We start from the raw sequence: 24,883 nt of genomic DNA on the forward strand, positions 1-24,883 counted from the left end.
CTTATTCCTGCTAATTCTTATTCCCATAACTACCTTATGAAACAATGTTTTATTGCAGCTATATGCATGGCTATGCTTGGAGCTACTAGCTGCCAGAAAGCTGATGTCGAGCCAGAAGACACCGCCATTCTGCACGAGAAGCTACACGGAAAATATAAGTTATTGAGTGCCAGTAGTTCCGAAGCGGTAGATAGTAACAACGACGGTTTGTTTTCTACTGATCTACTGGCCGAAGAAGCCTATCTGGCTAACGCAGACGTTGAGATACGTATCCTGAGTGCGCAGCAGCAATATACAGGGGGCACTATGGGACATCTCTTCGTGCAGTGGTGGCAGCGGCCGTACGTTAATCCATACAGCACATCTGCGGGTAATACCAAGGCCGGATATGTCATGCAGGCCGCGCCCGAAAAATTTACGTTCGACGCTACTACGCAAACATTCCATTTTACGCCCCGGGAAATCCCGGATCCTGACTGGTCCGCTCCAGTTTCTGTAACGGTAACAGCTAATGAGGAATTGGTTGTTGTCTCAAAGCTACCAGTGTATTCGAGCACAACCGGTGTGCATTTTGTTACAGTTACGGCTCACTATAAACGCTATACAATAGTTACGTAGACTAGAGATTTGTACTAATTATTGGCAGCAGTAAGTGAGTTTGCATAGTTCACGATATAGGCCAGCTCGCGGGCATTAGTGTACTCCAAATGATTCACCTTCGCATATGCCTCTATTTGGCGCTGCTGTTGACGAAAGGCATTGAGCAAATCCTTTTTGGGATTCCGTAGCGCGATAATACGCCCATCCGGGAGACCCAGATAAAAATCATCTTTGATGTCTGTATAGAGTTGCGTTGCGGGAATGCCCGCTCCGTAGGGATATCCTCCACGGTAGGCACCGTATCCATACGGCGAATTATAATTGGCGGCGCGCTGTACCAACGATTCCCGACGAAGGAGTAGGGTAGGGCCGTTGCTCAGTTGCTCAAAGAAGCCCGGCGACTTGAAGTCGCTATAGTCATTGCCACGGTTCCAACGGTACACTCGAAAAATCCGAACCAGGCTAGTATCAGGGCGCTCCTGGCGGCGCCGTAGTGGACGGGTGCTATAAAAAGGATTGCCGTAGTAATAGCCAGCGCGGGCATCGTAAAAGTCGTCGTAGTAATACGGATTGCGACGACGGTCAATCTGCTCGCCCTTTACGGCAAAACTCTGCACGGCTACGGCCGACAAGGTGCGCACCGAGCCATCGCCAAGCTGAATCTGCACTACATCCTCGCGGCGGTTAAGGGTAAGCGGGCCCTCTAGTGTGTCACCATTCGCTAATAGAATAGAGCTATCCGTGAATTGCTGGACCAAGCCTTGCTGCTGGGCCTGCGCCGGACCCAGCCACAGCCAGCCTAGTAGGAAAACGAAGAAAGGAGCAGGACTTTTCATAAGCGTAAGCATAGTAAAATCTCACAACAATCTCCGTGTTGCCTTCATTCCACAACACGAAGCCGGGTATCCGGTGTTCTTAAACAAGACAGTTTAAGAACACCGGATACCCGGCTATACGACAGGGTAAAGCTACTATTCGGCAGAAGGTGAGCCAGGTTGCTCCGACAGCAGCTGACTCAAAATTGTGTGGCCCAGCTTGTCGCGCTTGGTGGTGAGGTAGCGCTGGTTGTGTTCATTAGGCGCAATTTCAATCGGCACCGTATCTACTACCTCGAGGCCGTACGCAGCCAAACCAGTGCGCTTACGTGGATTGTTGGTGAGCAGGCGCATCTGCGAAATACCCAAATCGCGCAGGATGGAAGCGCCTACCCCGTAGTCGCGCTCATCCATCTTAAAGCCTAATTCCAAGTTAGCCTCTACCGTGTCGCGGCCTTGTTCCTGTAGTTTGTAGGCTTTCAGCTTATTAAGCAGGCCGATGCCTCGGCCTTCCTGGTTCATGTAGACGATGACACCCCTACCTTCACGCTCAATCTGCTGCATGGCCTGGTGCAGTTGGGGGCCGCAGTCGCAGCGGCAGCTCCCGAAGATGTCGCCGGTAACACAAGAGCTGTGCACACGCACCAGTACCGGCTCGGGGCCAGCAATATCTCCTTTCACTAGCGCCAAGTGCTGGGCGCCAGTGGAGCGCTGGGTGTAGGCAATGAGGTCGAAGTCGCCCCAATCGGTGGGCATCTTCACGGAGATTTCGCGGGTGATGAGGCTTTCCTTTTCAAGACGGTACTTAATGAGGTCCTGCACCGAAATCAATTTCAGATCCCACTTATCGGCCACTTGGCGCAGCTCCGGCAGGCGGGCCATTTCGCCGTCTTCCCGCAAGATTTCTACCAGCACGCCCGCCGGTTCGAAGCCTGCCAAGCGGGCCAGGTCTACGGCGGCTTCGGTGTGACCAGCGCGACGCAATACGCCTTCTTTGCGGGCTTTCAATGGGAAAATATGGCCGGGCTTGCCCAGGTCCTCCGGCTTAGTTTCGGGGTCGATGAGGGCTAGAATGGTCTTGCTCCGGTCGGAAGCCGAAATGCCGGTGGTGACGCCGTTCTTGAGCAGGTCGATGCTGACGGTGAAGGGGGTAGCATGCAGGGCCGTGTTGCGGCCTACCATTAAATCCAACTCCAACTCGTTGCAACGAGCTTCGGTGATGGGCGCACATACCAACCCGCGGCCGTGGGTGGCCATAAAATTGATGACCTCGGGGGTAGCGCAACGGGCGGCGCAGATAAAATCGCCCTCGTTTTCGCGGTCTTCGTCATCAACAACAACGACTACCTTGCCGGCGCGGATATCGGCAATGGCATCTTCTATGGAATCAAGCATCGGGATAATATTCGAAAAATGAGCAGTCAGCTACTCTACAACCAGTAGCAGGCCGCGAAGTTACGGCGTAGGCGCTGGAGAATCGGCAGGGGAAGTTACCACGTCCGCCGCGGTATGCAGGTGCATGATTTCCTCTAGGCGGGTAGTGGAAGCGCTCCAATTATAATGAGTGCTTACAAACCAGAGGCCTTGCTCGGCGAGGGTAGCGGCCTCTTCGGGGTAGGAGAGAAGCTTTATAATATGTGTGGCCAAGGCAATGGCAGTATCGCCAATTAATACCTGCTCATCGGGAGTGCCGCGCAGTGCCGCATTGGCCAGTGTAGTTGTAACGCAGGGGAGGCGCATCGCCATAGCTTCCAGTAACTTATTCTGTAGGCCAGTGCCTGTGCGCATAGGTGCCACAAACACGCGGGCACCCGCGTAAGCAGTCCGGATATCGGGCAGCCAGCCACTGATGGTGACGCCCTCCGTAGCGAGTGCCTGCACGCGTGCGGTGGGGGTAGTACCCGCAATCAGAAGCCGGGCATGCGGGTGTTGTTGGCGCACGAACGGCAGGATTTCTTCGGCCAGGAATACGGCTGCATCTATGTTTGGCGGGTAGGCCATGTTGCCACAGAATAACAACTCATATTCCTTAGGGGCTTCTGTAGGCTGGAAATACGTGGTGTCGATGCCATTTAGCACCACCCGAATTTGCTGGCGTTGGGGGTGGTCGATGAGCTGGCGGTCTTGGTCAGAGATGATGCTATGTGCGCGAAACCAATCGAAAACCAATGCCTCGTAGCGCCGCAAACGCTGCGCCTCTAGCTGGAGCACAGAGCGTTGCCAGCGCGGCGCCCGTGCCGCCCGGCGCGCTACCCCAGCCGAAAACACATCCATGTAGTCGAGCGTGCAAGGCCACTGTTGGTAATGGGGGCGCAGGTACTCCGCCATCCGAATCAACTGACAGTACACATGGTCGGGCCGGAAGGTATGGAGCAGCTGAGTAAGCAGCCGTTGTGCTGCCGCATCCTGAAAATACCCGATTTGCAGGGGTAGGGCAGTAGCCAGCGCAATGGCTAGGCCGCGGGCTATATTGGGGCGGCGCAAGCGGTGCACATGTATGCCACCTGCACAAAAGGAGGCTACCTGTGCGTGGGATGCCGCTGGCACGTCCTCATCGGTGAGAGCCAGCAGGCAGATGGTGTGGCGATGCGCCAGCTCCCGCAACTGATAGAAGGCGCGCAGCTTATCGCCTTTGTCGAGGGGGTAGGGAAAACGAGACAGCAAAACCAGCAGCTTCATACGCCGCAAACTTACGCGCTTTCGCGTAGGCTGCCTAGATTACTATATAATTGCAGGAAACGCTCGATTACCCGGCGGTTGTCGTATAGGCGGGCAATGGTACGTTGGGCTTCACAGCCAATCTGTTGGTAGGGCAGTTCACCTTGGTAGTAGGCCCGCAGCCGCGCCACCCACACTTGCGGCTCATCGCAGAGCAAAATGTCGTGTCCTTCGCGCACAGCAATACCCTCGGAGCCCAGGCCAGTGCTCAGAATACACTTGCCCAGCGCCATGCCTTCAATAATCTTGATGCGCATGCCGCCGCCCGAGAGCAGGGGCACCAGCATGAGCTCGTACTGTTGCATGAAGTGAGCCGCCGACTCCACAAAACCATGTACGTGAATGTTATCGCGGCCGTGGCGTTGCTGAATGTGTGGTGGAATAGCCCTGCCAGCCAAGTGCAATTCCAACTCGGGAAGTTGTTCGTGCACCTGGGGCCAGATATTAGTCAGAAACCACTCCACACCTTCCCGGTTGGGCAACCATTCGTGCGAGCCAATGATAAATGCTGTACGGGGTTGTGGCTGTATGGTGGGGTCGGGTGCCAGCCGGGTAGCATTCACGCCAGCCGGAATGAAGGCTACGGGTTCGGGGCAACCTAGCGCCAGCAGGCGACGGCGGTCGGGTTCCGTAATAGCTGCCACGGCGTCGAAACGAGGAAGGTATTGCCGTTCAAACTGCTCTAAGCGTCGGGCCAAGTGGCGTAGGTACCAAGCCTTGGCGACGTGGTGCTCGCGGCTGGCCAGCATCTGCCAGATAGTATATTCTACGTTGTGCGCACGTAGCACCACTGGCACATGTGGCGCAATACGGCGAATAGTGTCAATATACCACGCCACAAACGTGCCTTCTACCTGCACAATGTCAATGCTTTCGGTTTGTAGAATATGCGTAAGTTGCTCATCCAGAGATGGATTTACAAAACGCTCTACGGTATAGGGCAGCTTGCTCGTGAGCAGATTGCGTATGGCATGCGTAGGCCGCATGCGCGTATCAATGGATACTGGTACCAGCCGTACGTTGGGGCCGAGGTGGTCCAGCACGTCGGCGTGCTGGGCGTGCTTGGGTGTGTTGGCGGCTAGCACCGTTACGCGGTGCCCTGCCTGTGCCAACCCGGCTACCACATCGTACATGGCAATAGCACCCCCATCGTGGGGTGGGAAAGGAACGCGCGGACAAAGTTGCAGGATATGCAAGGTAGAAGAGTAGGATGGGCGCACAAAGCTACAAAGAAGCGAAAGTCCTTCTCGGCCCGAACTCAATCAAATTGTGACATGCCACAAAAGGCCCTGATGTAGTATTCCTTATGGGTTGAGCAACGCCCGAAAAGCGTATGCGAAGCAGGGGAAGTAGCTTTTGCATCAGGCCCGACGTGGAATAACGGTGCCTAAGTGGCTAGCTAGCTCATTATCAAGGCGCTTGTAGAGCATTAGGGCTTCCAGAATCTTATCGACGGCGGCCGGGTCGGTGGCATCGCGCAGCTCTTGTTGCAACTGGTCCAACTCCCGCTGCACGGTTTCTTTTTTCAGGCGCAGCAGGGCGTTGTCGCAGGCAATTTGCAACTGATCCAACTCGCGGGGTACGTATATCTGGTGGGTGCTCCAGTTGGGGCTTAGCTCGTACTTTTCAGTCGCCAGGTCGCTCACCAAGACCCGAATGTCGCCGCGGCTGTGCTGGATGAAGTGGCGCACGTCGGGCCAACGGCCCTCATTCATCTCTTCTTGGCACAGGTGCAAGAGGTCGGCGTAGATGGGCGTGCGTAGGGGCGTTTCTTCCAGTTGCGCCAGTATGTAGTGAGCCACGGTTACTTCGGGTTGCAGCAGTTGGGGCGCATAGAGTAGTAGTAGGCGCACAATTTCCCGCTCGCACACGGCCAGAACGTCTTCTACCAGCTCTACCTCTTGCGTAGGTGCAGCGCTGCCCAGTTCCTCGGGGGTAGCGCCATACATGAGCATCTCGGCTTCCTCTTCTTCCGAAAGAGGCCGAGCCGGGGCGGCGGGTTGCTGCCGGCCAGGGGTAGGGAGGGCCGGTGAAGCCGGGGCCGGGCTGGCGCCCCCGGCGGCCTTGCCCGAGGCGGTGCGCACCAGCTTATTGTACTCCGTAATCAGCACTTGCTCATCAATGCTGAACGCGGCGCTGGTCTGCTGCAAAAATACCTGCCGCTTAATGGGGTCGGGTACTTTGGCAATGCTCTGAAGCACGTCGCGGATAGCCTCGGCTTTCTTCACCGGGTCTTGCGCTGCCTCGCGGGCTACTAGTTTGGTTTTGAAGCTGATGAAGTCCTGGCTCTGCTGGTCGAGGTGTTCCTGAAAGCGCTGGTCGCCTACCTTGCGGATGTAGCTGTCGGGGTCGTCGCCGTCGGGGAATAGCACCACGCGCACGTTCAGGCCGCCTTCCAGCAACATGTCTACCCCGCGCAGGGAGGCTTTGATACCGGCCGCGTCGCCGTCGTAGAGCACCGTTACGTTGTCGGAATAGCGCTTGATGAGGCGAATCTGCCCATCGGTGAGCGAGGTGCCCGACGAGGCCACCACGTTCTTGATGCCGCCCTGGTGCAGGCTCAGCACGTCGAGGTAGCCTTCTACCAGGTAGCACACTTCCTCTGTCCGAATGGCCTGCCGCGCCTGGTACAGCCCGTAGAGGATGTCCGACTTATGATAAATCTCCGACTCCGGCGAGTTCAGGTACTTGGCCGTCTTATCGTTGGGTTTGAGCGTGCGCGCCCCAAATCCTACCACGCGCCCCGAAATGTTGTGAATCGGGAACATCACGCGCCCCCGGAATCGGTCGTAGCGGCGGCCGGTGTCCTGGCCTGCGTCGTCGGTGCGGGTCACTACGAGGCCGGTTTTTTCCAGGTACTTGCGGTCGTAGCCGGCCTGCTCGGCAGTTTTTAGTAAGTCGTCCCACTGGTCGAGGGAGTAGCCCAGCTCGAAGGTGGTAATCGTAGTCTGATTGAGGCCGCGCTGGCGCAGGTAGCTCAACCCAATACCCTGGCCCTCATCCGATTTCAGCAGCAGTTTGTGGTAGTGGTCTTTGGCCCAACTCGAAATGATGTACTGCGAATCCTTCTCGTTCTGCGCTAATTGCTGCTCGGGCGTTTTTTCTTCCTCCTGAACATCAATGCCATACTTCTTGGCCAGATACTTCAGGGCCTCTACGTAGCTGGTGCCCTCAATGTCCATGATGAACTGCACCACGCCGCCGGCCTTGCCGCACCCAAAGCACTTGTACAGTCCCTTGGCCGGCGCCACCGAAAAGCTCGGCGACTTCTCATGGTGAAACGGGCAGCACGCCCACATATTCTGGCCTTTCTTCTTCAGGGGTACAAAATCTCCTACCACCTCCACAATGTCGGCGTGGTGGATGATCTGATCGACGGTTTCTTTGGGAATGCGGGCCATAGGGAGCAAAGATAACAAGGCTTCGCGGCGGCTCACTCTGAGCCGCCGCGAAGCCTTGTATACGGACGTGTTGCCTGGTGTTCCGGGCGCCGTCCGGCAACTTACTTGCGGTTGTGAATATCGCTGCTACCCGACGCCCGCGACGACAGCCGCACGGCCGACACGTAGGCGTCGCTGCTGCCGCTGGCGGCTACGGTGGCTTGCTGGCTTACTAGCTTAGCAGCGTGGTAGTCGCTGCTACCGCTGATCTGCACCTGCTGGCGCTCTACCTGGCCGGTGAGATACACGTCGCTGGCACCGGAGGCCTGCACGTTCAGGGTTTTGGCGTTAAGCTGTAGGGTCACGTCGCTGGCGCCGCTGGCTTGAATTGCGAAGTTGTCGGCCGTAAAGGGCGTTCTGCCTTTCACATCGGTGGCGCCGCTCAGTTTCAGGGCCGTCAGGCTAGGGCAGGTTACGTAGATTTTTACTCCGTTTTTTTCGTTGTTCAGCAGGTTGCGAAGGGTAGCGGTCATACCCTCACTTTCGCGGTAGATGCGCAGCACGCCGTTGCGCACTTCCGTTTTGATGTACGATTGAGCTTCCTCGGGTGCTTCCACTACCACGCTTGTTTGTGGCCCCTGCGTTAGGTAAATAGTGGTGGCCCCACTAGCCTCCAATTGGGTGAAAGCAGCGAGCGGACGGTCTTGTTTGCTTTGCGCGGCAGCAGAGCCAGCGAGCAGACCCAGAACCAGCATCCAGAGGGTGAGTGCGAAAAGTTTCATGGCGAAGAAGGGTGTATAGGTTGGCGTTTGGTAGGGAAGATGGTTGTGAGTCGTTACCCGTTGCCTGGGCACCGCAAAAATGTTAGGTAGGGCCGCTGGCAACTTCCGCCCATGTTTCTGGGTTATCTTTACACCTCGGAAACACTCCTACCTATGGCTATTACTACCGAAGACGTCCTGAAAGCCCTCAGCTACGTCGAAGAACCGGATTTGGGCAAAGACCTCGTGACCCTCAACATGGTGGAGGATGTGCAGGTAGACGGCAAAAACGTGTCGTTCACCGTGGTACTTACTACCCCCGCCTGCCCGCTTAAAGAGCTGATTCACAACGCTTGCGTGCGCGCCGTGCATACTATGGTGGACAAAGACGCGCAGGTGACTGTCAACCTGACCTCGCGCGTGACCACCATGCGCCAGAACCGCGACATCTTGCCCGGCGTCAAGAATATCATTGCCATTGCCTCGGGCAAAGGTGGGGTAGGGAAGAGCACCGTAACGGCCAACCTGGCCCTGGCGCTGGCCCGCACCGGCGCGCGGGTAGGCCTGGTCGATGCCGATATTTCGGGGCCCAGCATGCCCTTGATGTTTGGGGTGGAAGATGCCCGCCCGCACGTTTTCCAGGGTCCGGACGGCCGTAACCTGATTCAGCCCATCGAAAAATTTGGCGTAAAGTTGATGAGCATTGGCTTCCTGGCCCCGGCCGAGTCGGCCATTGTGTGGCGCGGGCCGATGGCTTCGTCGGCGCTCAAGCAGTTCATCACAGAAGTGGATTGGGGCGAGCTGGACTACCTGCTGCTCGACATGCCCCCCGGCACATCCGACATTCACCTGACCATGGTACAAACGGTGCCTGTCACCGGCTCGCTCATCGTGACTACGCCGCAAAAAGTGGCCCTGGCCGATGCTGAGAAGGGCTTGCAGATGTTCCGCCTACCCCAAATCAACGTGCCGGTGTTGGGCGTGGTGGAGAACATGGCGTGGTTTACGCCCGCCGAACTGCCCGACAACAAGTACTTTATTTTCGGTGAAGGTGGTGGCGCGGCGCTGGCCGACAAGCACGGTGTGGCCCTGCTGGGCCAGATTCCGCTGGTGCAGAGCATCCGCGAAAACGGCGACCAAGGCACGCCCGCTATCTTGCAAGAAGGCACTCCGGTGGCCGCTACCTTCGAGCAGTTGGCCGAGGAGCTGGCCCGCCAGGTAAGCATACGCAACGCCGTGGCACCGCGCACCAACGTGGTGCAAATGAACTCCTAATCCGGTATCCGAATATTTTTTCGAACTTCGCGAACCGCCCACTTGTATATCTAGTATGACGCATACCCCCACCATTGCTGACCATCCGCTGCTGCCGCGCATCGAGCAGGCCCTGGACGGCATCCGCCCCTACCTGGCCGCCGACGGAGGCAACGTACGCGTGTTGGACATCACCGACGACATGGTGTTGCAACTGGAGTTGCTGGGCGCCTGCGGCACCTGCCCCATGTCGCCGATGACGCTGAAAGCCGGCGTGGAAGAATCGGTAAAGAAAGCCGTACCCGAAATTCGTTCCGTACAAGCCATCAACGTGACGCCCATGGCTGAGCAGCCTGCTGGCCAAACCGGCCACCCGCTGCCGCCCACGCCCGTGCCTACCCCGGATTTTTAGCACTTCTGCTACTACCTTATAAAACAGCGCCAGCCTTCTACAAAGAGGGCTGGCGCTGTTTATTTGTAGACTTGCCTCTTCTTCGTCTGTCCTCCTGAGCGGAGCGAAGGACCTTGTTACGTTGAAACGAGTCGTTGTTGCTAGTATCGCTCTAGCGTGAGAAGGTCCTTCGCAAGCTCAGACTGACAGAGAAATCAGGAGGACAGAGGAATTAATTTACGCAGCAGCATACTGCTTGCAGGCATCTACGCAGGCCTGGCAAGCTTGCGCGCAGTGCTGGCAGTGGTCGTCTTTGTGCTGGCCGCACTCGTCGGCGCACTTCTGGCAGATTTCGATGCATTCCTTGATGACGTGCTTGGCGTGGTCGGAGCTGCGGGCGATGAAAGCGGCGGTGAGGCGGCAGATATCGGCGCAGTCGCGGTCCAGCTCAACGCAGGGCACCATCATCTGGATGTTGTCTTCGTGCAGGCAGGCATCGGCGCACATTTCGCAGGCCACGATGCAGCGGCTGAGTGCGTCGAGTACGGCTTGGTTTTTTTGCAGATTAGCAACGGAGGCAGGAACATGGCCCATAGGAGAGGAGATTTAGTTGAATGAAATACAGCAGAGCTAACTGCCCTGCGCTTCTTAGGTATACGCAGGGTAAGAGCGGGGAGCCGGTGTAGAATTGTGGAAGATGTGTGCACGATTTCCGCGCCTATGCGGTTTATGAAAGCTGCATTCCCGCCAAATCGCCGTATTTTTACCCAATGCTATTCACACCTGAACCGCTCGCCCCTACCCTCGACTCAGCCCGCCGTGTGCTGAAGCAGTATTATGGCTACGACCAATTTCGGCCCATGCAGGGCGATATTATTGAGTCGATTTTGGGCGGACAGGATACGGTGGTGCTGATGCCCACGGGCGGCGGCAAATCGGTGTGTTTCCAAGTGCCGGCCGTGGTGCAGGCAGGTGTGTGCGTGGTGGTGTCGCCGCTGATTGCCTTGATGAAAGACCAGGTAGAAGCCCTGAAGGCCAACGGCATTCCGGCGGCCTACATCAACAGCAGCGTAGGCCTGAGTGAGCAGCAAAGCATCACCTCTGATTGTTACAATGGCGCGCTGAAACTGCTCTACGTCTCGCCGGAAAAGATTTTGTCGGAAGGCTTCCTGACCTTCTTGCAGCGTCTCAAAGTGAGCATGTTTGCCATCGACGAGGCACACTGCATCTCCTCGTGGGGGCACGATTTCCGGCCCGAGTACACGCAGTTGCGCGTGCTGCGTGAGCAGTTTCCGCACGTGCCCATCATTGCCCTCACCGCTACCGCCGACCGCCTCACGCAACGCGACATCCAGCAGCAGCTGCGCCTGAATCAGCCGCAGGTGTTCCTGTCGAGCTTCGATAGACCCAACATCAACCTCATTGTGCGGCCGGGCCAGAACAGGGTAGGGGGCGTGCTGGAATTTATTGAGCGCCGCCCCGGCGAGGCTGGCATTATTTACTGCCTCTCGCGCAAGCAGTGCGAAACGGTGGCCGGCAAGCTCAAGGAAAAAGGCATTCGGGCCAACCACTACCACGCTGGCCTCACGCCCAACCAGCGTGCCAGCGTGCAAGAGGCCTTCTTGCGCGACGATTTGCAGGTGATTGTAGCCACCATCGCCTTCGGCATGGGCATCGACAAGAGCAACGTGCGCTGGGTGATTCACTACAACCTACCCAAGAACATCGAGGGCTATTACCAGGAAATAGGCCGCGCCGGGCGCGATGGCGCCCCGGCCACAGCTGTGCTATTCTACAGCTTCGGCGACGTGATGAGCCTGCGTGACATGCTCTCCAAGGACGACCCGAAGCTTACGCAGCTCAACCTCACCAAGCTGGAGCGCATGCAGCAGTTTGCCGAAGCAGCTTCCTGCCGCCGTAAAATCCTGCTCAACTACTTCAGTGAAACCCTACCCCAGGACTGCGGTAACTGCGACATTTGCCGCAACCCGCCCACTACCTTCGATGGTACGCTGCTGGCCCAAAAGGCCTTGTCGGCAGTGGTGCGCATGCGCGAGCGGGCCAGCATCGGCCTGCTCATTGATGTGCTGCGCGGCATGCGCAACCAGGCCGTACTCAGCGGCGGCTACGACCAGATCAAAACCTACGGGGCCGGTGCTGACTTGCCCTACCTCGACTGGTACAGCTACATCCATCAGATGCTGAACGATGGCCTAATCTATATTGCCTACGAGGAAGGCTACGCACTGAAAATAAATGAGTTGGGTAAGGAGGTCCTGCAAGGCCAGCGCCAAGTGTCCATGAAGCAGTTCAAACCTGCCGAGAAGGCCGTGAAGGGCAAGAAAGCTCCCCGCGAAGCAACGCCCGTGGCTGCCACGCCCGAGGCGCGGCTGTTCGAGGCCCTGCGCGCCCTGCGCAAGCGAATTGCCGACGAGCAAAACGTGCCGCCCTACGTTATCTTCACTGATACCACGCTTCAGGAAATGGCGGTGGAAAAGCCCGTGACGCGCACAGCCATGCTGGGCATTTCGGGGGTAGGCATGAAGAAGTTCGAGAACTACGGCGAGGCGTTTATCCGCGAAATCCTGGCGCACGGCGGTGTGCCCAGCCCCGACGATGCCGAGGACTCCATCGATTCCGATGATACTGTGGGTAGTCGCCCGCGCCGCCGCGAGAGCAAAGAAAGCGACGGCCCCAACGACACCCAGCAGGCTACTTTCCAGCTGCACCGCATGGGCCTAAGCCCCGAGGCTATTGCCGAGCGCCGCAACATGGCCTTGTCTACCATCCAAGGGCATCTGTTCACGGCCTACACCAAGGGCCTCGACCTGCGCCTGCAAGACTTTTTCACGCCCGATCAGTTTGCGGAAATCCAGCTTGGCATCGACCAGCTCGGCGGCGCTCCCATGCTCCGCGACCTGTTCGATCACCTGCGCGAGAAGTATGATTATTTCACGCTACGGCTAGCCTCGGCGTATAACAAGAAGTTGCGCGGGGAGTAGGAGAGTAATTATAGTTTAAACCGTCATGCTTGATTTGGCGTCTGCCTGTCGAAGCATGACGGTTATTCTGCTTAGAACAGCCTACCGCTTCCGCCACGCTGCCGCTACCACCGCGCCCAGTGCCAGCAACGAGCCGGTAGCCACATAGCGCCAACGCCGTGTGGCCGGCGACTCGTAAGCGGGGCCGCCGGTTAGCTCAGCCGTTACGGCATTCAATGACTTCACTTTAGCAGCAAAGTCGCCTTGGATTTGCCCGCGGATGACGGTCATTTGTTGCAGTACCGTGTCCAGTTCTTCAGGTAGGGTTTCTTCCAGCATGGCGCGCAGGCGCTTAGCCACCGTGGGCGACTTGCCATTGGTGGAAATAGCAATTTTTAGGTCGCCCTTTTGCACCACCGAGGAGAGATAGAAGTCGCACTCGGCGGGCGTGTCGGCTACGTTGGTGAGCAGGCCTCGGGCCGTGGCGGCGGCTTTGATGCGGCGGTGCAGGGCCGGATCGTCGGTGGCGGCAAAGACGAAATCGTGGTTTTCTAGATCAGTCTCGGCGAAGGGTCGTTCGTGTAGTTGAATGCGGGGGTAGGGCGCCGCCAGGGCACGTAACTCAGGAGAAATCCAAGTGGCGACTACCATCACGGCCGTGGCCGGACTGCTGCGCAGAATGGCCGTCAGCTTTTCCAGGCCCACGTTGCCGCCACCCACCAACAGCACCCGAAACTGCTCCAGTTTCAAAAATACCGGGAATAGCGGGTTGAAACCAGCAGGAGAAGGCGTTGACATACAGTGGATGAAAAGGCTTGTAGAACAAAGAATACGGCGAAAATAGGAAGGTACTTCAGGATAGTACGTTCAGGCAATACGATTCCGAAAGCGCGGGCAATGAGCAAATGTTTAGCACAGAAGAAGATACTACTGCGGAAAACCGGGTACTAGCAAGCCATTTTGCAGACAAGCGAGAGAAAGATCAAAAAATAATAGCAAAAAATTTAGCTAATTGAATTAGTATTCGCGTAAGCGCGTTCGTACTTTCGTGAGCCGGTGCTTTTTACCGATGCAGCCATTTCCCCGGCTCCCTACCCCGATGATCAACACGAACTTAAAATTCTGGCGGCGCGAACTTGGCCTAACACAGGCCCAGATGGCCGAAAAATTAGGTATCAAACGCTCCCTGGTGGGCGCCTACGAAGAAGGCCGTGCCGAGCCCAAGCTCCTGACGCTGGTGAACATGGCCCGCCTGTTCGGCATCACGCTCGACGCGCTGGTGACAACTGACTTCAGCAAGAAGAAAAACGCCAAGGCCGCCATTCTGCAATTGCAAGCCCAGAAAAGCAGCGACCCCACGCCTACCCGCCCTGGCGGCGCGCTGCGGGTACTAGCGCTTACCGTTGATAAAGAGGAAAACGAAAACATCGAGTTGGTACCCCAAAAGGCTGCCGCTGGCTACCTCAATGGCTACGCCGACCCCGAGTACCTCGAAGAACTGCCCAAGTTTCGCCTCCCCATGCTGGGCACGGGCGGTACTTACCGCGCCTTCGAAATTGCCGGTGACTCCATGCTCCCCATTGCCTCCGGCACCGTGATTGTGGGCCGCTATGTAGATGACTGGCTAACGCTGAAAGACGGCACGCCGTGCATCGTGGTTAGCTCCAAGGAAGGCATCGTGTTCAAGCGCGTGTTCAACCGCCTCAAAGACGGCGCCATGCTGGCCCTGCACTCCGATAACCCCGTGTACTCGCCCTACGAAATCAGCGTAGAGGATGTGGTGGAAATCTGGGAAGCCAAGGCGTACATCAGCAGCACGTTCCCTATTGCCGACCTGTCGCTTACCCGCCTGGCCAGCATCGTGCTGGATTTGCAGCAGCAAGTAAGCACGCTGAAAAAAGCATAGCCTTATTGTTATTCCTTGCTATGCTCGGAATGACAGGAAAAAAGACCAGAAGCCCCGCCAGCTATACCGCTGGCGGGGCTTTTTGGCATATGGGTAGGAAATGGCTTGGCCATCTGTTTCAACTTACCAGGGGCGCGCTACGTATGTTTGGGCAACATTTGACTTGATTTCTACGCTCATGCTGAAATATATTCCTGCCATCGAACGCCACCACGCTGCACCGGTTGCCTGGCTGAACAGCCACTTCCTGTTCAGCTTCGCAGACTATTACGACCCGAATAACATGCATTTCGGGCCGTTGCGGGTGTTCAACGACGATGTAATACAGCCGCACTCGGGCTTTCCCCAGCACCCGCACTCCGAAATGGAAATTGTGACGCTGGTATTGCAGGGTGAGGTGACCCACGAGGATACGATGGGCAACAAAACCACCATTCGCAAGGGCGAGGTGCAGCGCATGACGGCCGGCACCGGCATTGCCCACTCCGAGATGAACCGCACCGATAAGTTGCTGCACATCTATCAGTTGTGGTTTCTGCCTAATCAAAAGGGCCTTTCGCCCAGCTACGAGCAAAAGGACATTGATTTCCTGAGTCACAAAAACGAGCTGGTGCCCCTCGTAACGGGGCAGCGCGTGCTGGAAGATGTGGTGTATATGAACTCCAACAGCACCGTATACTGGGCCAATCTGCGGGAGGAAAAGGAAATCGAATTCAAAACGTTTCCCATCCGCAATACCTTTGTGTACGTGAAGGAAGGCACCATTTATATCAACGGCTCCGAAATTGGTCCCAACGACCAGGCTCGCCTGACCGACGAAAACGTGCTCCACATTCGCGCCGAAAAAGACGCTCAGTTTATCCTGATTGATTTGCCAGCTGCAGAGGCGAATTATTAAAAAGACTTGTTGCTAAATAAAGAAAACCATAGCGCGGACTGCAGAGTCTGCGCTACGGTTTTTTTTAACTGCACGGAGCTATGGTTTATCTCGAACGTATGCTGCTGCAACAAACGAATAACCTTAGTGCCTGCCCGGAGCCGTGGGCCGCGTACACGTTCATCGGGCGATAGTAGTAAAATACCGGGTCGAAGCCCATGCCAGTGCCCACGCACACGCCCTCTACCTGGCCTTGGGCATTCACCTTGGTAAAATTACTCGACTTACACGGCTTGATTGTCAGCGGTTCCAACAGCAACCGCCGCGACGCAATAGCCGTAGCGGCCCGCGCATCGCTCAGCGTCACGTGATAGTTGCCCTCGGGTAGCGCCACCGAGAAGTAGAACGGCTGGTTGCTGGTCATGAAATGGCCTTTCAAGCCATCCTTGCCACTGCTGCCGCCTGAAACCGTAGCCTTGCGCTAGATAATAAGCGGCGTTGGGAAATACCTGCGTATAGCCTGGTCCTGTTTCGCCAAGGCCAAAATTGAATTTATAGGAAGTGTTAATAGGTGCCTGCGTGGCGGTGCTGGTTGTGAGCACCAGGCCAAACAGCTTGGCAAGTAGGGCAGGGGTAGGCGGTATACGGAGCAGCTACGAAACATGGGCACTATGCCCCCATTGCGCCGAATAACACGCTTCTGCTACGCTCATTTATCCAGGAGTCTGCTGGAACCAAGGGAGATGCTGTTTTCTGAACAGTTGAGGCAATGTAAAGTATTTATAGTTAGTAAATTGCGTGTTTGATAAACCTACTGCTCAACATAATTTTCTGTTGGGCCAAACGTAATACCACACAATTCGTTAACTAACAAGCTCATCTTAAAGTCGAGCTACCCTGCCAGCGTGAGTGCATTGTTTCCCCAGTCCTTGATTCCCGATAATGATGCCATGCGCCTGCGGGTGCTACATCAGTATCAGATTGTGAATACCACGCCGGAGAAGATCTTCGACGACTACGTGGCCCTGACGGCGCGCTTGTTTAACCTGCCTATTTCGCTGATTTCACTGGTTGATGAAGAACGCGTATGGTTTAAAGCCAGCGTAGGCGCACCGGCCGGCATCACCTCCCTGGCCCGCCCCGACAGCATGTGCTCGGCGGCCATCTTGCAGGATACGCCCGTATTTTTCTCCGACTACACCCGCGAAAGCTGTGACCTAGTGAACCCCGCCACCGCCGAGGCGCTGGGCCTGCACTTCTATGCAGGCACCGCCCTGCTCACTACAGAAGGCATAAAAATTGGCGTGCTGGCGGTTATTGGCCGTGAGCACCGGGTATTTTCAACTGCCGAATCGGAGCTGCTTCAGGCACTGGCGCGGCTGGTCAGCAAAACCATTGAACTGCGCGGCCGCTACCTGGACGCCAACAACCCAGACGGCTGGGAAAAAGCTCAGCGCGAGCTGGAAACGCAACTAGACGATAATTTCGCGCTGGCGCGCTACCTGGCTACTCGCACGCAAGGTATCAATCTGGAAGACGACGAAATAACGCAGGTGATCAAGCAGCGGCTAGCGAATATGGATGTGGTGCTGGATAATAAGTTGCTGTAAATCAGTAGTGCAACAACTAAAAAAGCCTGCTTTTACAGCAGGCTTTTTTAGTTGTTGCAGATAAGTTACATCGTGTACTTCCTACCCTTGTTCTGCTCCTTGAGGTGGGCCATCAGTGGCTGGAAGTACTCTACCATAGCGCGGGCCGAGAGGTCTTCGCCGGTTTTTTCTTTTAGCACCAGGCGCCAATCTTTGCTGGAACCGGGGCGCATGATGTCGGCCAGGAAAGCGCCTACCTCCTTGCTGCCGTAGTAGTTGGTGGCGTGCGGGTCTTGGTGTAAGATCTGCTTGGCAATGTGGTCGTGCAGCTGAAATAGGATGACGTACGACAGAGCGTAGTCGTAGTACTGCGCGGGGTCGTCGTTGATGTGAGTTTTGGTGGCCGGGTCAAGGTAGTTCTCGCCGCGGGGAGTAGGGGGCACAATGCCTTGGTACTGCTTGCTAAGTGCCCACCACTTGGCGTTGAGTTGGTCGGCGGGGAGGTTGTCGGCGTAGAAGCTGTTTTCCCACTCGCTCATTACGCCCGAGGCAAACGGAATGAACACCACCGAGCCCAGGGCCTCTTTCAGGAGCGCCTGCATGTCGTTGGTTTTCACTTTGGGGTCAATCAGCCCCAAACCCGCCAGGAAAGGCTTTTGGCGGGCGGCCAGGCCCATCAGGCTACCCATGGCCTCGTGGTAGGCACGGTTGGCGCCCTGGCGCAACAGCACTGGTACCTCGGGGTTGGTGTAGGTGAGGTAGTAGTAAATGTGGCCTAGCTCGTGGTGGGTGGTTTCGTACCACTCGGTGTTGGCTTCCACGCTCATCAGACTGCGCACGTCCTGTTCCAGGTTCATGTGCCAGGCCGAGGCGTGGTTGTTCTTCTTGTAATCGGCACCTTTGGGTAGGGGGTAGAGGCTCGATTTCTCCCAGAACACCGGAGGCAACGCCTGAAAGCCCAGGCTCTGGTAGAAACGCTCGGCCTGTTGCACCTGCCACTCGGCGCCTTTTTTAGCCAGCACAGGATCCAGGTTCAGGCCTTTCACGTCTACCATGCTGCTCCAGTCCTGCCCCCAGCGGTTGGGCAGCCAGGAGGCGGGTAGGTAGTCGGGCACCTGCTTCACGCCGTACTGCTTGGCCAGCTCGTAGCGGGCGTAGGTGTGCAACTCGCGGTAGAGCGGGCGCAGCTCCTGGTTGATTTTGCGAACCAGCGCCATCATCTCCTCCCGGTTCATGCCGTAGTCGGAAGCCTGGTAGGTGAAGTAGTCGGGGTAGCCCAGGGCCTGCACAGTTTGGTTGCGCAGGTCGCGCAGGCTGAGCAGGCCGGGTTTCAGGGTATGGCCGATGGCCTTGCTGGCTTCCCAAATCTGCTGGCGCTTCTGCGGGTTCTTTTCTTTGCGCAATAGCTCGTCCAGATCGTTCGTCGTCACCGACTTACCCTGGTATTTGTAGTCGAAACCGTAGAGCTTTTCCGTTTGCTGGGTTTCGGCCTTTATGCGGCGCTTCACCACGTCGGCAGCAGTTTGAGGCGAGTTGGCGGCGTTGTACAAGGCCGTTTCCAACTGCTTCACCTGGATAGGTGTGAGGTCCTGCTTGTGCTCCAGCAGCTCGCGCAGGCGGTTGATATTCTCGGTGCTGCCCGCAAAAGCAGCCATGCGCTCGTTGGCGCGGGCCGTGGCGGCAGCGTTGGTGGTATCGCCGGGCACGATGTGGGTGTTGGAGCGCCACTCGGCTTCCGACGATTGCGTGTAGAGTTTCTGGTATTCAGCAGAGTAGGCGGTCAGAAACTCCTGTGCCTGCTGCTGCCAACTGGCCGGCGCAGCAGCCTGAGGTGCTGCCGTAGGGGCTGAAGCAGATGAATCGGTAGCAACGGCGGGCGTTTTGGCGGTAGGGGCGCAGGCGGTAAGTAGAGCCGCTGTAAGCAGAGGTAAATAAGACTTCTTCATAACACTGCAAAGAAACGACGAAAAACGCAGCAAAATCCCAAGCCTACCACGGCGCAGCAACCCTACCCCGTCACCCAAGGGGTGCGAAAGGAACAGTCGTACAAACTACCCCACCGGCTTTTCGAGCACGTAAATCTGCAACTGTCGGCGGGTTTGAAAGCCGAGGCGCTCGTATACGGCGCGGGCGCGGGTGTTTTCGGGGAGCACGTGTAAAAATGGCACCCGCCCCGCTGCCAGTATGCGGTGCATCTGGTGTTGCAGGAGGCGGGCGGCGTAGCCTTTGCCCAGGTGCGCAGGGTGCGTGCAAACGGCGCTCAACTCGGTGTAGGGTGTGGGTTGGAGCCGTTCGCCTGCCATGGCCACCAACTCATTGCCCTCAAAAATGCCGTGGTATTCGCCAAACTCGATGGTGCGCTGAAGAAACGGGCCGGGGTTAGTTTGGGCCGTGAGTGCTATCATGGCAGAAATATGCGGCTGTTGCAGCGGTACCACGCCTGTGCGGTCGAGGGCTGGCGGAGTAGGGCGCTCGTACACGAGTTGCAGCAAATCTTTCTGCACCAGTATCTTCCAGTTGTCCGGAATAGCTACCTCGCCGGCTGTGAACAGTACGGTAGCTGTGCCGGCCGGGGTCAGGTCGTGCAAATCGGCGAAGGCGCTGGCCGAGTACTCGCGTAGGCCTGCAAATGCTCCGGCTTCCTTCTGCACGTACCGCGCCTGCTCGTTGCCTACGGCAAGGTGGGCACTGCCGGTGCACAAGGCATTCCAAATTGGGTTGTCGAGGACGTGCTGCATAGGGGAGGGTAGGGGCAAAGTCAGCGCAAAGCTACTCCCTACCCAACAAACCGGCGCGAGTCGCATGCCTCATGGCCTCATGCCGTCTGCACCTGCTGCACGTGATAACCTAGTTGATATGTTTCTGGTTGAAGTAGTTTTGTGGTAGGATCAGGCACATTTTTCGCCGGCTTGCACGTTATACACGCAGCATCTTATCATCGTCATATGTTGTTTTTCTCTTCCACGGCTGCCGCTGCTGGTAGCCATTATCTTTCCAGTCTGGTGTTGGTTACCGTGCGCTACCTCGTGTTTGCGGGCATGGCCTACGCGGTTTTCTGGGTGTGGCGCCGCGAGAAGTGGCAGCACCGCCGTATTCAGCCCAAGTTTCCCGAGCGCAAGCACATCGATACGGAAATCAAATACTCGCTGCTCACCTGCCTGATTTTTGCGATGGTAGGCGTAAGCATCTTTGTGGCGAAGCAACATGGCTACACGCTCATGTACAGTAAGATAAGCGACTACGGCTGGCTTTACTTCGTCTTCAGCCTATTAGTAGCCATTGTAGCGCACGACACCTACTTCTACTGGACGCACCGCTTCATGCACATTCCGGCGGTGTTTCGGCACGTGCACCGGGTGCATCACCTCTCGCACAATCCGTCGCCGTGGGCGTCGTTTTCGTTTCACCCGTTGGAGGCCGTGATTGAAGCGGGCATTGTGCCACTGCTGGTGTTTGTCCTACCCATTCACCCGCTCACGCTGGGTATTTTCATGGTGTACCAGATGGGCATGAACGTGCTGGGCCACCTGGGCTACGAGCCCTACCCTCAACACTTTTTGCGCAGCCGCTGGGGCCGCTTACACAATACCAGCACGCACCACAACATGCACCACCAACTGGTAAAGTGCAACTACGGCCTTTATTTCAACTGGTGGGACCGGCTCATGGGTACCAACCACGCCAAGTACCCCGAGCGTTTCGAAAAAGCCGCAGGAAGCAAGGAGCGGTAGTAAATACAGTGAACGTCATTTCTCGACAAGTTCGAAATGACGTTCAACGCGTAGTCGAACGAGCGGCCTATGCAGCTTGCTGCTCTTGCTGCAAGTGACAGTCTTTGTACTTCTTGCCACTACCGCAGGGGCAAGGCGAGTTGCGGCCAAATTTTTTGTGACGGCTGCGCAGGCTCCGAATCCACTCGCGCGGATCGGTGGCAAAGCGCAGGAAGCGCTTCTTGGGGTTCTGCCGAAACGCTCGCATCAGCAATTGGTACAGCTCGGGGTGGTGCTCCTGTAGCTTCTCTGGTTTCTCGAAGAAATACTCCGTAACGACGGCGAAGAACTCGGCTTCGTTGGTGGCGGCGTAGTCGTTAATTTCGGAGTGGCCGGCCCGGATGGCTTCCATTTCGCGGTGCATCACCTCGGTCCAGGGTTTCAGCAACTCGGCGGGTAGGGCCAGCTTGGGCACACCATCAATCACGCCGTCGGCCTGGTCCAGCATGTGCGCAAACTCGTGAATGCCCACGTTCTGCTTGTCGATGGTATCGGCAAATCCCTGCTCCAATGAGGCTTTGGATAAGTGCATATAGTGTGCGCCCTGAAATCCGCGCACCGAGCCCAACAGCGTGCCGGCCAGGGGCTTCACTTCCTTGCTGGGGTCGTCGGGGCTTTGCCAGGCATCGGGCACAATCAATACTTCGCCCAGGTTGCCGTACTCCCATTCCGGAAAACCAAAGGTTGGGATAACGGCCGAGGCGGCTACCAGCAGGCGCGTGGTATCGTCTACCTCCGTCTGAATGCCCCGTACACTGGTTTGGGCCAGAAACACCTGAATTTTACGCTCGAAACGAAGCTTGTCGTCTTTGGTTAGCGACAGATAAAAGGCAATACGCTCGGTAAGAATCTGGCGCCAGTTGTCCGGAAACTCCTGGGCCAGCGCGGCGGCTAGTATGCGGCTGTCGCGGGTGGCGTAGCGGTAAAACAGAAAGATAACCCCAGCCACGAAGGCCGCGAAGAGTACGTAATTCATAGCCCGTTGCTAACGGACATCCCGCACGAAGGTTGGTAGACCGCAACGAATAAAGCGTCAAGGCAGCGCAGCAACGGGACACAAGACGCACGGCTGGCAGAAAATACGGAGGGCGCCCCTGGTAAAACTACTGAAAAAGCATGCTCGCTTATCTGCCGAAAAATAAGCGTGCGTACACAGGCACTGCACCAACCCTACCTATCCCATGCCACTACACCGCGAGTTAGATAAGAAGCTAAGCAAGACATACGAACCTTCGACCAGCATCGACGACGTTTTCAAAGGCTACGATATCACCTTCATAACCAATGAGCACGGCGAGCCAGTAACCTTGTTTTTCGGCAAGCGCCGCCCCGATGGGTTGATAGCGGGCGAGCGATACACTCGGACCATCAAGCGCCAGCCCAATAGTTTGGAAGTGAAGTCGAGCCACTGGGATAATCGGGGCAAGATCTTGCGCTAGAACCAGTTGCATCTACCAACCCTAGCAGGGCTCCTAAGCCCTGCCAAGGTTTTGCGGAGGGTAGCTTTTTGGAACAGCTTGCTACTAATTGCTACCTGTTGTAAAAGCAGGTAGGTGCTCTGCCAGCCGCTCGCGGAGTAAATCCTGAAGTACGACATCCAGAAACTGAAATTTATCGGGAATACGCAGGTTGATAATTTGCTTGCCTTCCAGCTCCGTTGCAAACTTCTGCCGCAAAATGTCGGTGTGCTTCTTTTCCATCACAAAGACCACGTCGGCCCAGCCCAGGTGCCCGGCCGTGACGCGCACCCTGGCCCCCGGCTCCGTGCCCGCCGAGCGTGCCTGGTAGTGTGGGTGGTCGTCAAACAGGCGCTCGGCCGTGAGGCTGCGCCAGCGGTTCTGGCTGCAAATGAATAGGAGCTGGTGCGGGGTAGGCGAGATAGGCATAGCAGAATAGAAAGATACACGAAAACCATTCACTGCTGCTCACGCAAGATCGTTGGCTGGGACGTGCGTGACACAATGCCCGGATTCATTGTGCACTCCGACTTACGTGGTGCTCCGTCGGTCAGTACATAGCTACCGGTTTTCAGGACCTACTGGCTCGCCACCAAGCCCCGCTCAGCATGAGCCGATGAAGCAATTGCTACGATAACTTCCACATCGAGTCCATCTAGAGCCGGCTGAAAACCGAATTGCTCAATGGCGGTAGCTTTCCTAACCTGACCGAAGCCCGGCTGGAAGTCAGTTATTCTATCGTCTACTACAACGCCGGACGCCGCCACGCCGCCCTGGGCTACCGTTCACCAGAGTAATTCGAGCACGGCTTCCGAGTCAGCCTATCTTAGTGCACTGCCCATTTTTACTAGATTACCCTAGTGCAGTGTTGTTTCAACTGTGTCTGCCGTTCTTGCGCGCTAGCAAGCTATGAGAAGTGTTGGGTAGAATATAACGCGCTGCCTTGATATGCAACTAAGATGCAAAATAAGGAATAAAGGCCTATATTTGCCACATGAAACCTTCCTTATCTCGGGTGTGGGCCGATTACGGGGGCATCGTGAATGCGACGCTTTGTCTGCTGCACTGTGCGGCTGGTCCCTTGTTGCTAGCCTGGTGGAGCGGCACCCAAAGCGCCGCGCTTTCTTCGCATTGGGACACGCTGTTTCTAGTGCTGAGTGGCGTGCTGGTGATGGGAGCCACGTGGCAGCTAACCGCGCGCTGGCTCCGTCTGAGCCTGTGGTCTTGCTTTGCGTTGTTTGCCGTTACCGTGCTGCTGGCCGACCGCTGGCCGTGGCTGGAATTAGTGCAGTACGCCGCCTCACTGGGATTGGTGGGCATGCACCTGTTGAACCTTCGCCAGTGCCGTCGTTGCGCTGTGGTGCCAGCGCCTGCGGCTGGCTGATACACGCGCTGGCTGTTATTTGGTTGCTATGTACTCGCTGCTGTTGTCTTTTTTGCTAAGTGGAACCGCTGCTCCAACCCCACCAACGCTGGTTGGACGCTGGGCGATGCGACAGATCTACTTCGAGGCCCGTCGCCCGTTGCCGGATTCTCTACAGGACAAGCTAATGGATAGCCCCGTGGGAGACACCAACGCGGCCTTGAAAAGCGGTGAGCAAACCGCCCTGGTCACGTTCTTTCCCGATAGCACCTACCGTTACGAGCTAAGCCGCGCCGGCCAACCTACCCTGCAAGAGGAGGGTAGCTATACCATTCGGCAAGGTCTGCTGCGCGTTAGTACGCTCAATGCGCAGCCCATCTCAGCCCTTGACGGGCAGCGCATTGTAAAACTCACCCGCCGGGAGCTACGCCTGGAACACCCCATTTGGCAGCCGACGCAACAGGTATTTCGGCAAACGTACTACCAACGTCTGCGTTGAGGAAGGCCATTTGTCGACTGCGATAGAACTGCGTTTCAAGGATGACTTCCGTGGTTTAGCAGACTGTAGGTAGCTAAAGTAGGGTAGGAGCGGTAGGGAATTATGCGTTAGCTGCTCCTACCCATTTCATTGTAAAGGAAATATTGATGCGGTAATTCGTTGCCGCAAACCTATCTGCATGAAGCACTTTACGTCTTTTTATCCGGCACTGCTAGCCTCGCTAGTTGGGCTGGCGCTGAGCTTGAGCAGCTGCCAACCCAGCACCGAGTCGACCACGGCCGCTGGTACTACCGAAGCCGCCGCCGCAACCAGCACGCACGAGCAACTAGTCGCCGACCATCAGCAAATGGAGGCAGACCATCGCACCGCACCATGGAAGAAGCCGGCTCTGATGCAGCAACTAGGCAAGAACGTGAGACGGTGAGTGGTGTAACCGTGTGAAACAACCCTAATAGCTGTTGGCAACCACACATGTTCTACCGTTACTCAACGGCCAACACGTGGCCCGACAACCCTTTTACA

General features: G+C 56.7%; 26 protein-coding genes. 13 read left to right on the forward strand and 13 right to left on the reverse strand.

The window, feature by feature from the left end; all coding sequences use genetic code 11:
- Window positions 1-36 precede the first annotated feature (36 nt).
- Window positions 37-618, forward strand: coding sequence for a hypothetical protein (locus KYK14_RS02670; protein WP_219156706.1), 582 nt, complete (start codon window positions 37-39; stop codon window positions 616-618).
- A 14-nt stretch (window positions 619-632) separates the two neighbouring features.
- On the opposite strand, the gene KYK14_RS02675 is transcribed toward KYK14_RS02670, so the two are convergent.
- The 6 genes from KYK14_RS02675 to KYK14_RS02700 all read right to left on the reverse strand — a co-directional run bounded on the left by KYK14_RS02675 (window position 633) and on the right by KYK14_RS02700 (window position 8,295).
- Complete coding sequence (locus KYK14_RS02675) at window positions 633-1,436, reverse strand: hypothetical protein (RefSeq protein WP_219156708.1); 804 nt, start codon at window positions 1,434-1,436, stop codon at window positions 633-635.
- Window positions 1,437-1,571: 135 nt separating this feature from the next.
- Complete coding sequence (locus KYK14_RS02680; protein ID WP_219156709.1) at window positions 1,572-2,810, reverse strand: bifunctional 3,4-dihydroxy-2-butanone-4-phosphate synthase/GTP cyclohydrolase II; 1,239 nt, start codon at window positions 2,808-2,810, stop codon at window positions 1,572-1,574.
- A 60-nt stretch (window positions 2,811-2,870) separates the two neighbouring features.
- Window positions 2,871-4,094, reverse strand: coding sequence for a glycosyltransferase (locus KYK14_RS02685; RefSeq protein ID WP_219156711.1), 1,224 nt, complete (start codon window positions 4,092-4,094; stop codon window positions 2,871-2,873).
- An 11-nt stretch (window positions 4,095-4,105) separates the two neighbouring features.
- Window positions 4,106-5,353, reverse strand: a complete 1,248-nt coding sequence (locus KYK14_RS02690) for a glycosyltransferase family 4 protein (RefSeq protein WP_219156713.1) — start codon at window positions 5,351-5,353, stop codon at window positions 4,106-4,108.
- Between the two features lie 141 nt (window positions 5,354-5,494).
- Entirely contained in the window at window positions 5,495-7,534 is a 2,040-nt protein-coding gene (dnaG, locus tag KYK14_RS02695) for a DNA primase (protein ID WP_219156715.1), read from the reverse strand.
- A 101-nt stretch (window positions 7,535-7,635) separates the two neighbouring features.
- Window positions 7,636-8,295, reverse strand: coding sequence for a head GIN domain-containing protein (locus tag KYK14_RS02700; protein ID WP_219156717.1), 660 nt, complete (start codon window positions 8,293-8,295; stop codon window positions 7,636-7,638).
- Between the two features lie 153 nt (window positions 8,296-8,448).
- Here KYK14_RS02700 and KYK14_RS02705 point away from each other — a divergent pair, with 153 nt between their 5' ends.
- Both KYK14_RS02705 and KYK14_RS02710 read left to right on the forward strand, forming a co-directional pair.
- Entirely contained in the window at window positions 8,449-9,549 is a 1,101-nt protein-coding gene (locus KYK14_RS02705) for an Mrp/NBP35 family ATP-binding protein (RefSeq protein ID WP_185284010.1), read from the forward strand.
- A gap of 55 nt (window positions 9,550-9,604) precedes the next feature.
- A complete protein-coding gene (locus tag KYK14_RS02710) occupies window positions 9,605-9,940 on the forward strand; it encodes a NifU family protein (RefSeq protein WP_185284009.1) in 336 nt (111 codons plus the stop codon).
- Between the two features lie 216 nt (window positions 9,941-10,156).
- Here KYK14_RS02710 and KYK14_RS02715 read toward each other — a convergent pair whose 3' ends face one another.
- The gene (locus KYK14_RS02715; protein WP_185284007.1) at window positions 10,157-10,513 is read right to left on the reverse strand and encodes a four-helix bundle copper-binding protein; all 357 of its coding nucleotides are present in this window, start codon (window positions 10,511-10,513) and stop codon (window positions 10,157-10,159) included.
- A gap of 176 nt (window positions 10,514-10,689) precedes the next feature.
- On the opposite strand from KYK14_RS02715, the gene recQ reads away from it, so the two are divergent.
- Entirely contained in the window at window positions 10,690-12,921 is a 2,232-nt protein-coding gene (recQ, locus tag KYK14_RS02720; RefSeq protein ID WP_219156719.1) for a DNA helicase RecQ, read from the forward strand.
- Between the two features lie 81 nt (window positions 12,922-13,002).
- Here the strand turns inward: recQ and KYK14_RS02725 are convergent, their stop codons facing one another.
- Window positions 13,003-13,698, reverse strand: a complete 696-nt coding sequence (locus tag KYK14_RS02725) for a precorrin-2 dehydrogenase/sirohydrochlorin ferrochelatase family protein (RefSeq protein ID WP_185284005.1) — start codon at window positions 13,696-13,698, stop codon at window positions 13,003-13,005.
- Between the two features lie 271 nt (window positions 13,699-13,969).
- Between KYK14_RS02725 and KYK14_RS02730 the strand changes: the two genes are divergently transcribed.
- Together KYK14_RS02730 and KYK14_RS02735 are read left to right on the forward strand one after the other, a co-directional pair.
- Window positions 13,970-14,806, forward strand: coding sequence for a LexA family transcriptional regulator (locus KYK14_RS02730; RefSeq protein ID WP_243900239.1), 837 nt, complete (start codon window positions 13,970-13,972; stop codon window positions 14,804-14,806).
- Window positions 14,807-14,984: 178 nt separating this feature from the next.
- On the forward strand, window positions 14,985-15,704 hold the full coding sequence (locus KYK14_RS02735; protein WP_219156721.1) for a pirin family protein: 720 nt from the start codon (window positions 14,985-14,987) through the stop codon (window positions 15,702-15,704).
- Window positions 15,705-15,789: 85 nt separating this feature from the next.
- Here the strand turns inward: KYK14_RS02735 and KYK14_RS22390 are convergent, their stop codons facing one another.
- Window positions 15,790-16,107 carry a hypothetical protein gene (locus KYK14_RS22390; protein WP_219156723.1) on the reverse strand — a complete coding sequence of 106 codons (318 nt, stop codon included), beginning with the start codon at window positions 16,105-16,107 and terminating at the stop codon, window positions 15,790-15,792.
- A gap of 481 nt (window positions 16,108-16,588) precedes the next feature.
- On the opposite strand from KYK14_RS22390, the gene KYK14_RS02745 reads away from it, so the two are divergent.
- Complete coding sequence (locus KYK14_RS02745) at window positions 16,589-17,293, forward strand: GAF domain-containing protein (RefSeq protein WP_219156725.1); 705 nt, start codon at window positions 16,589-16,591, stop codon at window positions 17,291-17,293.
- 65 nt (window positions 17,294-17,358) lie between these two features.
- Here KYK14_RS02745 and KYK14_RS02750 read toward each other — a convergent pair whose 3' ends face one another.
- Entirely contained in the window at window positions 17,359-19,218 is a 1,860-nt protein-coding gene (locus KYK14_RS02750; protein WP_219156727.1) for a M2 family metallopeptidase, read from the reverse strand.
- A gap of 105 nt (window positions 19,219-19,323) precedes the next feature.
- Window positions 19,324-20,010 carry a GNAT family N-acetyltransferase gene (locus KYK14_RS02755; protein ID WP_219156729.1) on the reverse strand — a complete coding sequence of 229 codons (687 nt, stop codon included), beginning with the start codon at window positions 20,008-20,010 and terminating at the stop codon, window positions 19,324-19,326.
- A 207-nt stretch (window positions 20,011-20,217) separates the two neighbouring features.
- Between KYK14_RS02755 and KYK14_RS02760 the strand changes: the two genes are divergently transcribed.
- Window positions 20,218-21,003 (forward strand): sterol desaturase family protein, encoded by a 786-nt coding sequence (locus tag KYK14_RS02760; protein ID WP_219156732.1) that lies wholly within the window; start codon window positions 20,218-20,220, stop codon window positions 21,001-21,003.
- Window positions 21,004-21,070: 67 nt separating this feature from the next.
- On the opposite strand, the gene KYK14_RS02765 is transcribed toward KYK14_RS02760, so the two are convergent.
- Window positions 21,071-22,018, reverse strand: coding sequence for a zinc-dependent peptidase (locus KYK14_RS02765; RefSeq protein ID WP_219156734.1), 948 nt, complete (start codon window positions 22,016-22,018; stop codon window positions 21,071-21,073).
- 205 nt (window positions 22,019-22,223) lie between these two features.
- On the opposite strand from KYK14_RS02765, the gene KYK14_RS02770 reads away from it, so the two are divergent.
- A complete protein-coding gene (locus KYK14_RS02770) occupies window positions 22,224-22,481 on the forward strand; it encodes a hypothetical protein (RefSeq protein WP_185283998.1) in 258 nt (85 codons plus the stop codon).
- A gap of 84 nt (window positions 22,482-22,565) precedes the next feature.
- On the opposite strand, the gene KYK14_RS02775 is transcribed toward KYK14_RS02770, so the two are convergent.
- Entirely contained in the window at window positions 22,566-22,928 is a 363-nt protein-coding gene (locus KYK14_RS02775; protein ID WP_219156735.1) for a low molecular weight protein tyrosine phosphatase family protein, read from the reverse strand.
- Between the two features lie 236 nt (window positions 22,929-23,164).
- Between KYK14_RS02775 and KYK14_RS22530 the strand changes: the two genes are divergently transcribed.
- The 4 genes from KYK14_RS22530 (at window position 23,165) to KYK14_RS02795 (ending at window position 24,785) form a co-directional block, all read left to right on the forward strand.
- Window positions 23,165-23,296, forward strand: coding sequence for an integrase core domain-containing protein (locus tag KYK14_RS22530; RefSeq protein WP_425514665.1), 132 nt, complete (start codon window positions 23,165-23,167; stop codon window positions 23,294-23,296).
- Between the two features lie 197 nt (window positions 23,297-23,493).
- Entirely contained in the window at window positions 23,494-23,883 is a 390-nt protein-coding gene (locus KYK14_RS02785) for a MerC domain-containing protein (protein WP_185283996.1), read from the forward strand.
- Window positions 23,884-23,911: 28 nt separating this feature from the next.
- Window positions 23,912-24,361 carry a hypothetical protein gene (locus tag KYK14_RS02790; protein WP_219156739.1) on the forward strand — a complete coding sequence of 150 codons (450 nt, stop codon included), beginning with the start codon at window positions 23,912-23,914 and terminating at the stop codon, window positions 24,359-24,361.
- A gap of 178 nt (window positions 24,362-24,539) precedes the next feature.
- Window positions 24,540-24,785 carry a hypothetical protein gene (locus KYK14_RS02795; protein ID WP_219156741.1) on the forward strand — a complete coding sequence of 82 codons (246 nt, stop codon included), beginning with the start codon at window positions 24,540-24,542 and terminating at the stop codon, window positions 24,783-24,785.
- The last annotated feature ends 98 nt before the right edge of the window (window positions 24,786-24,883 follow it).

The sequence above is a fragment of the Hymenobacter profundi genome (assembly GCF_019334315.1).
Lineage (GTDB): Bacteria > Bacteroidota > Bacteroidia > Cytophagales > Hymenobacteraceae > Hymenobacter > Hymenobacter profundi.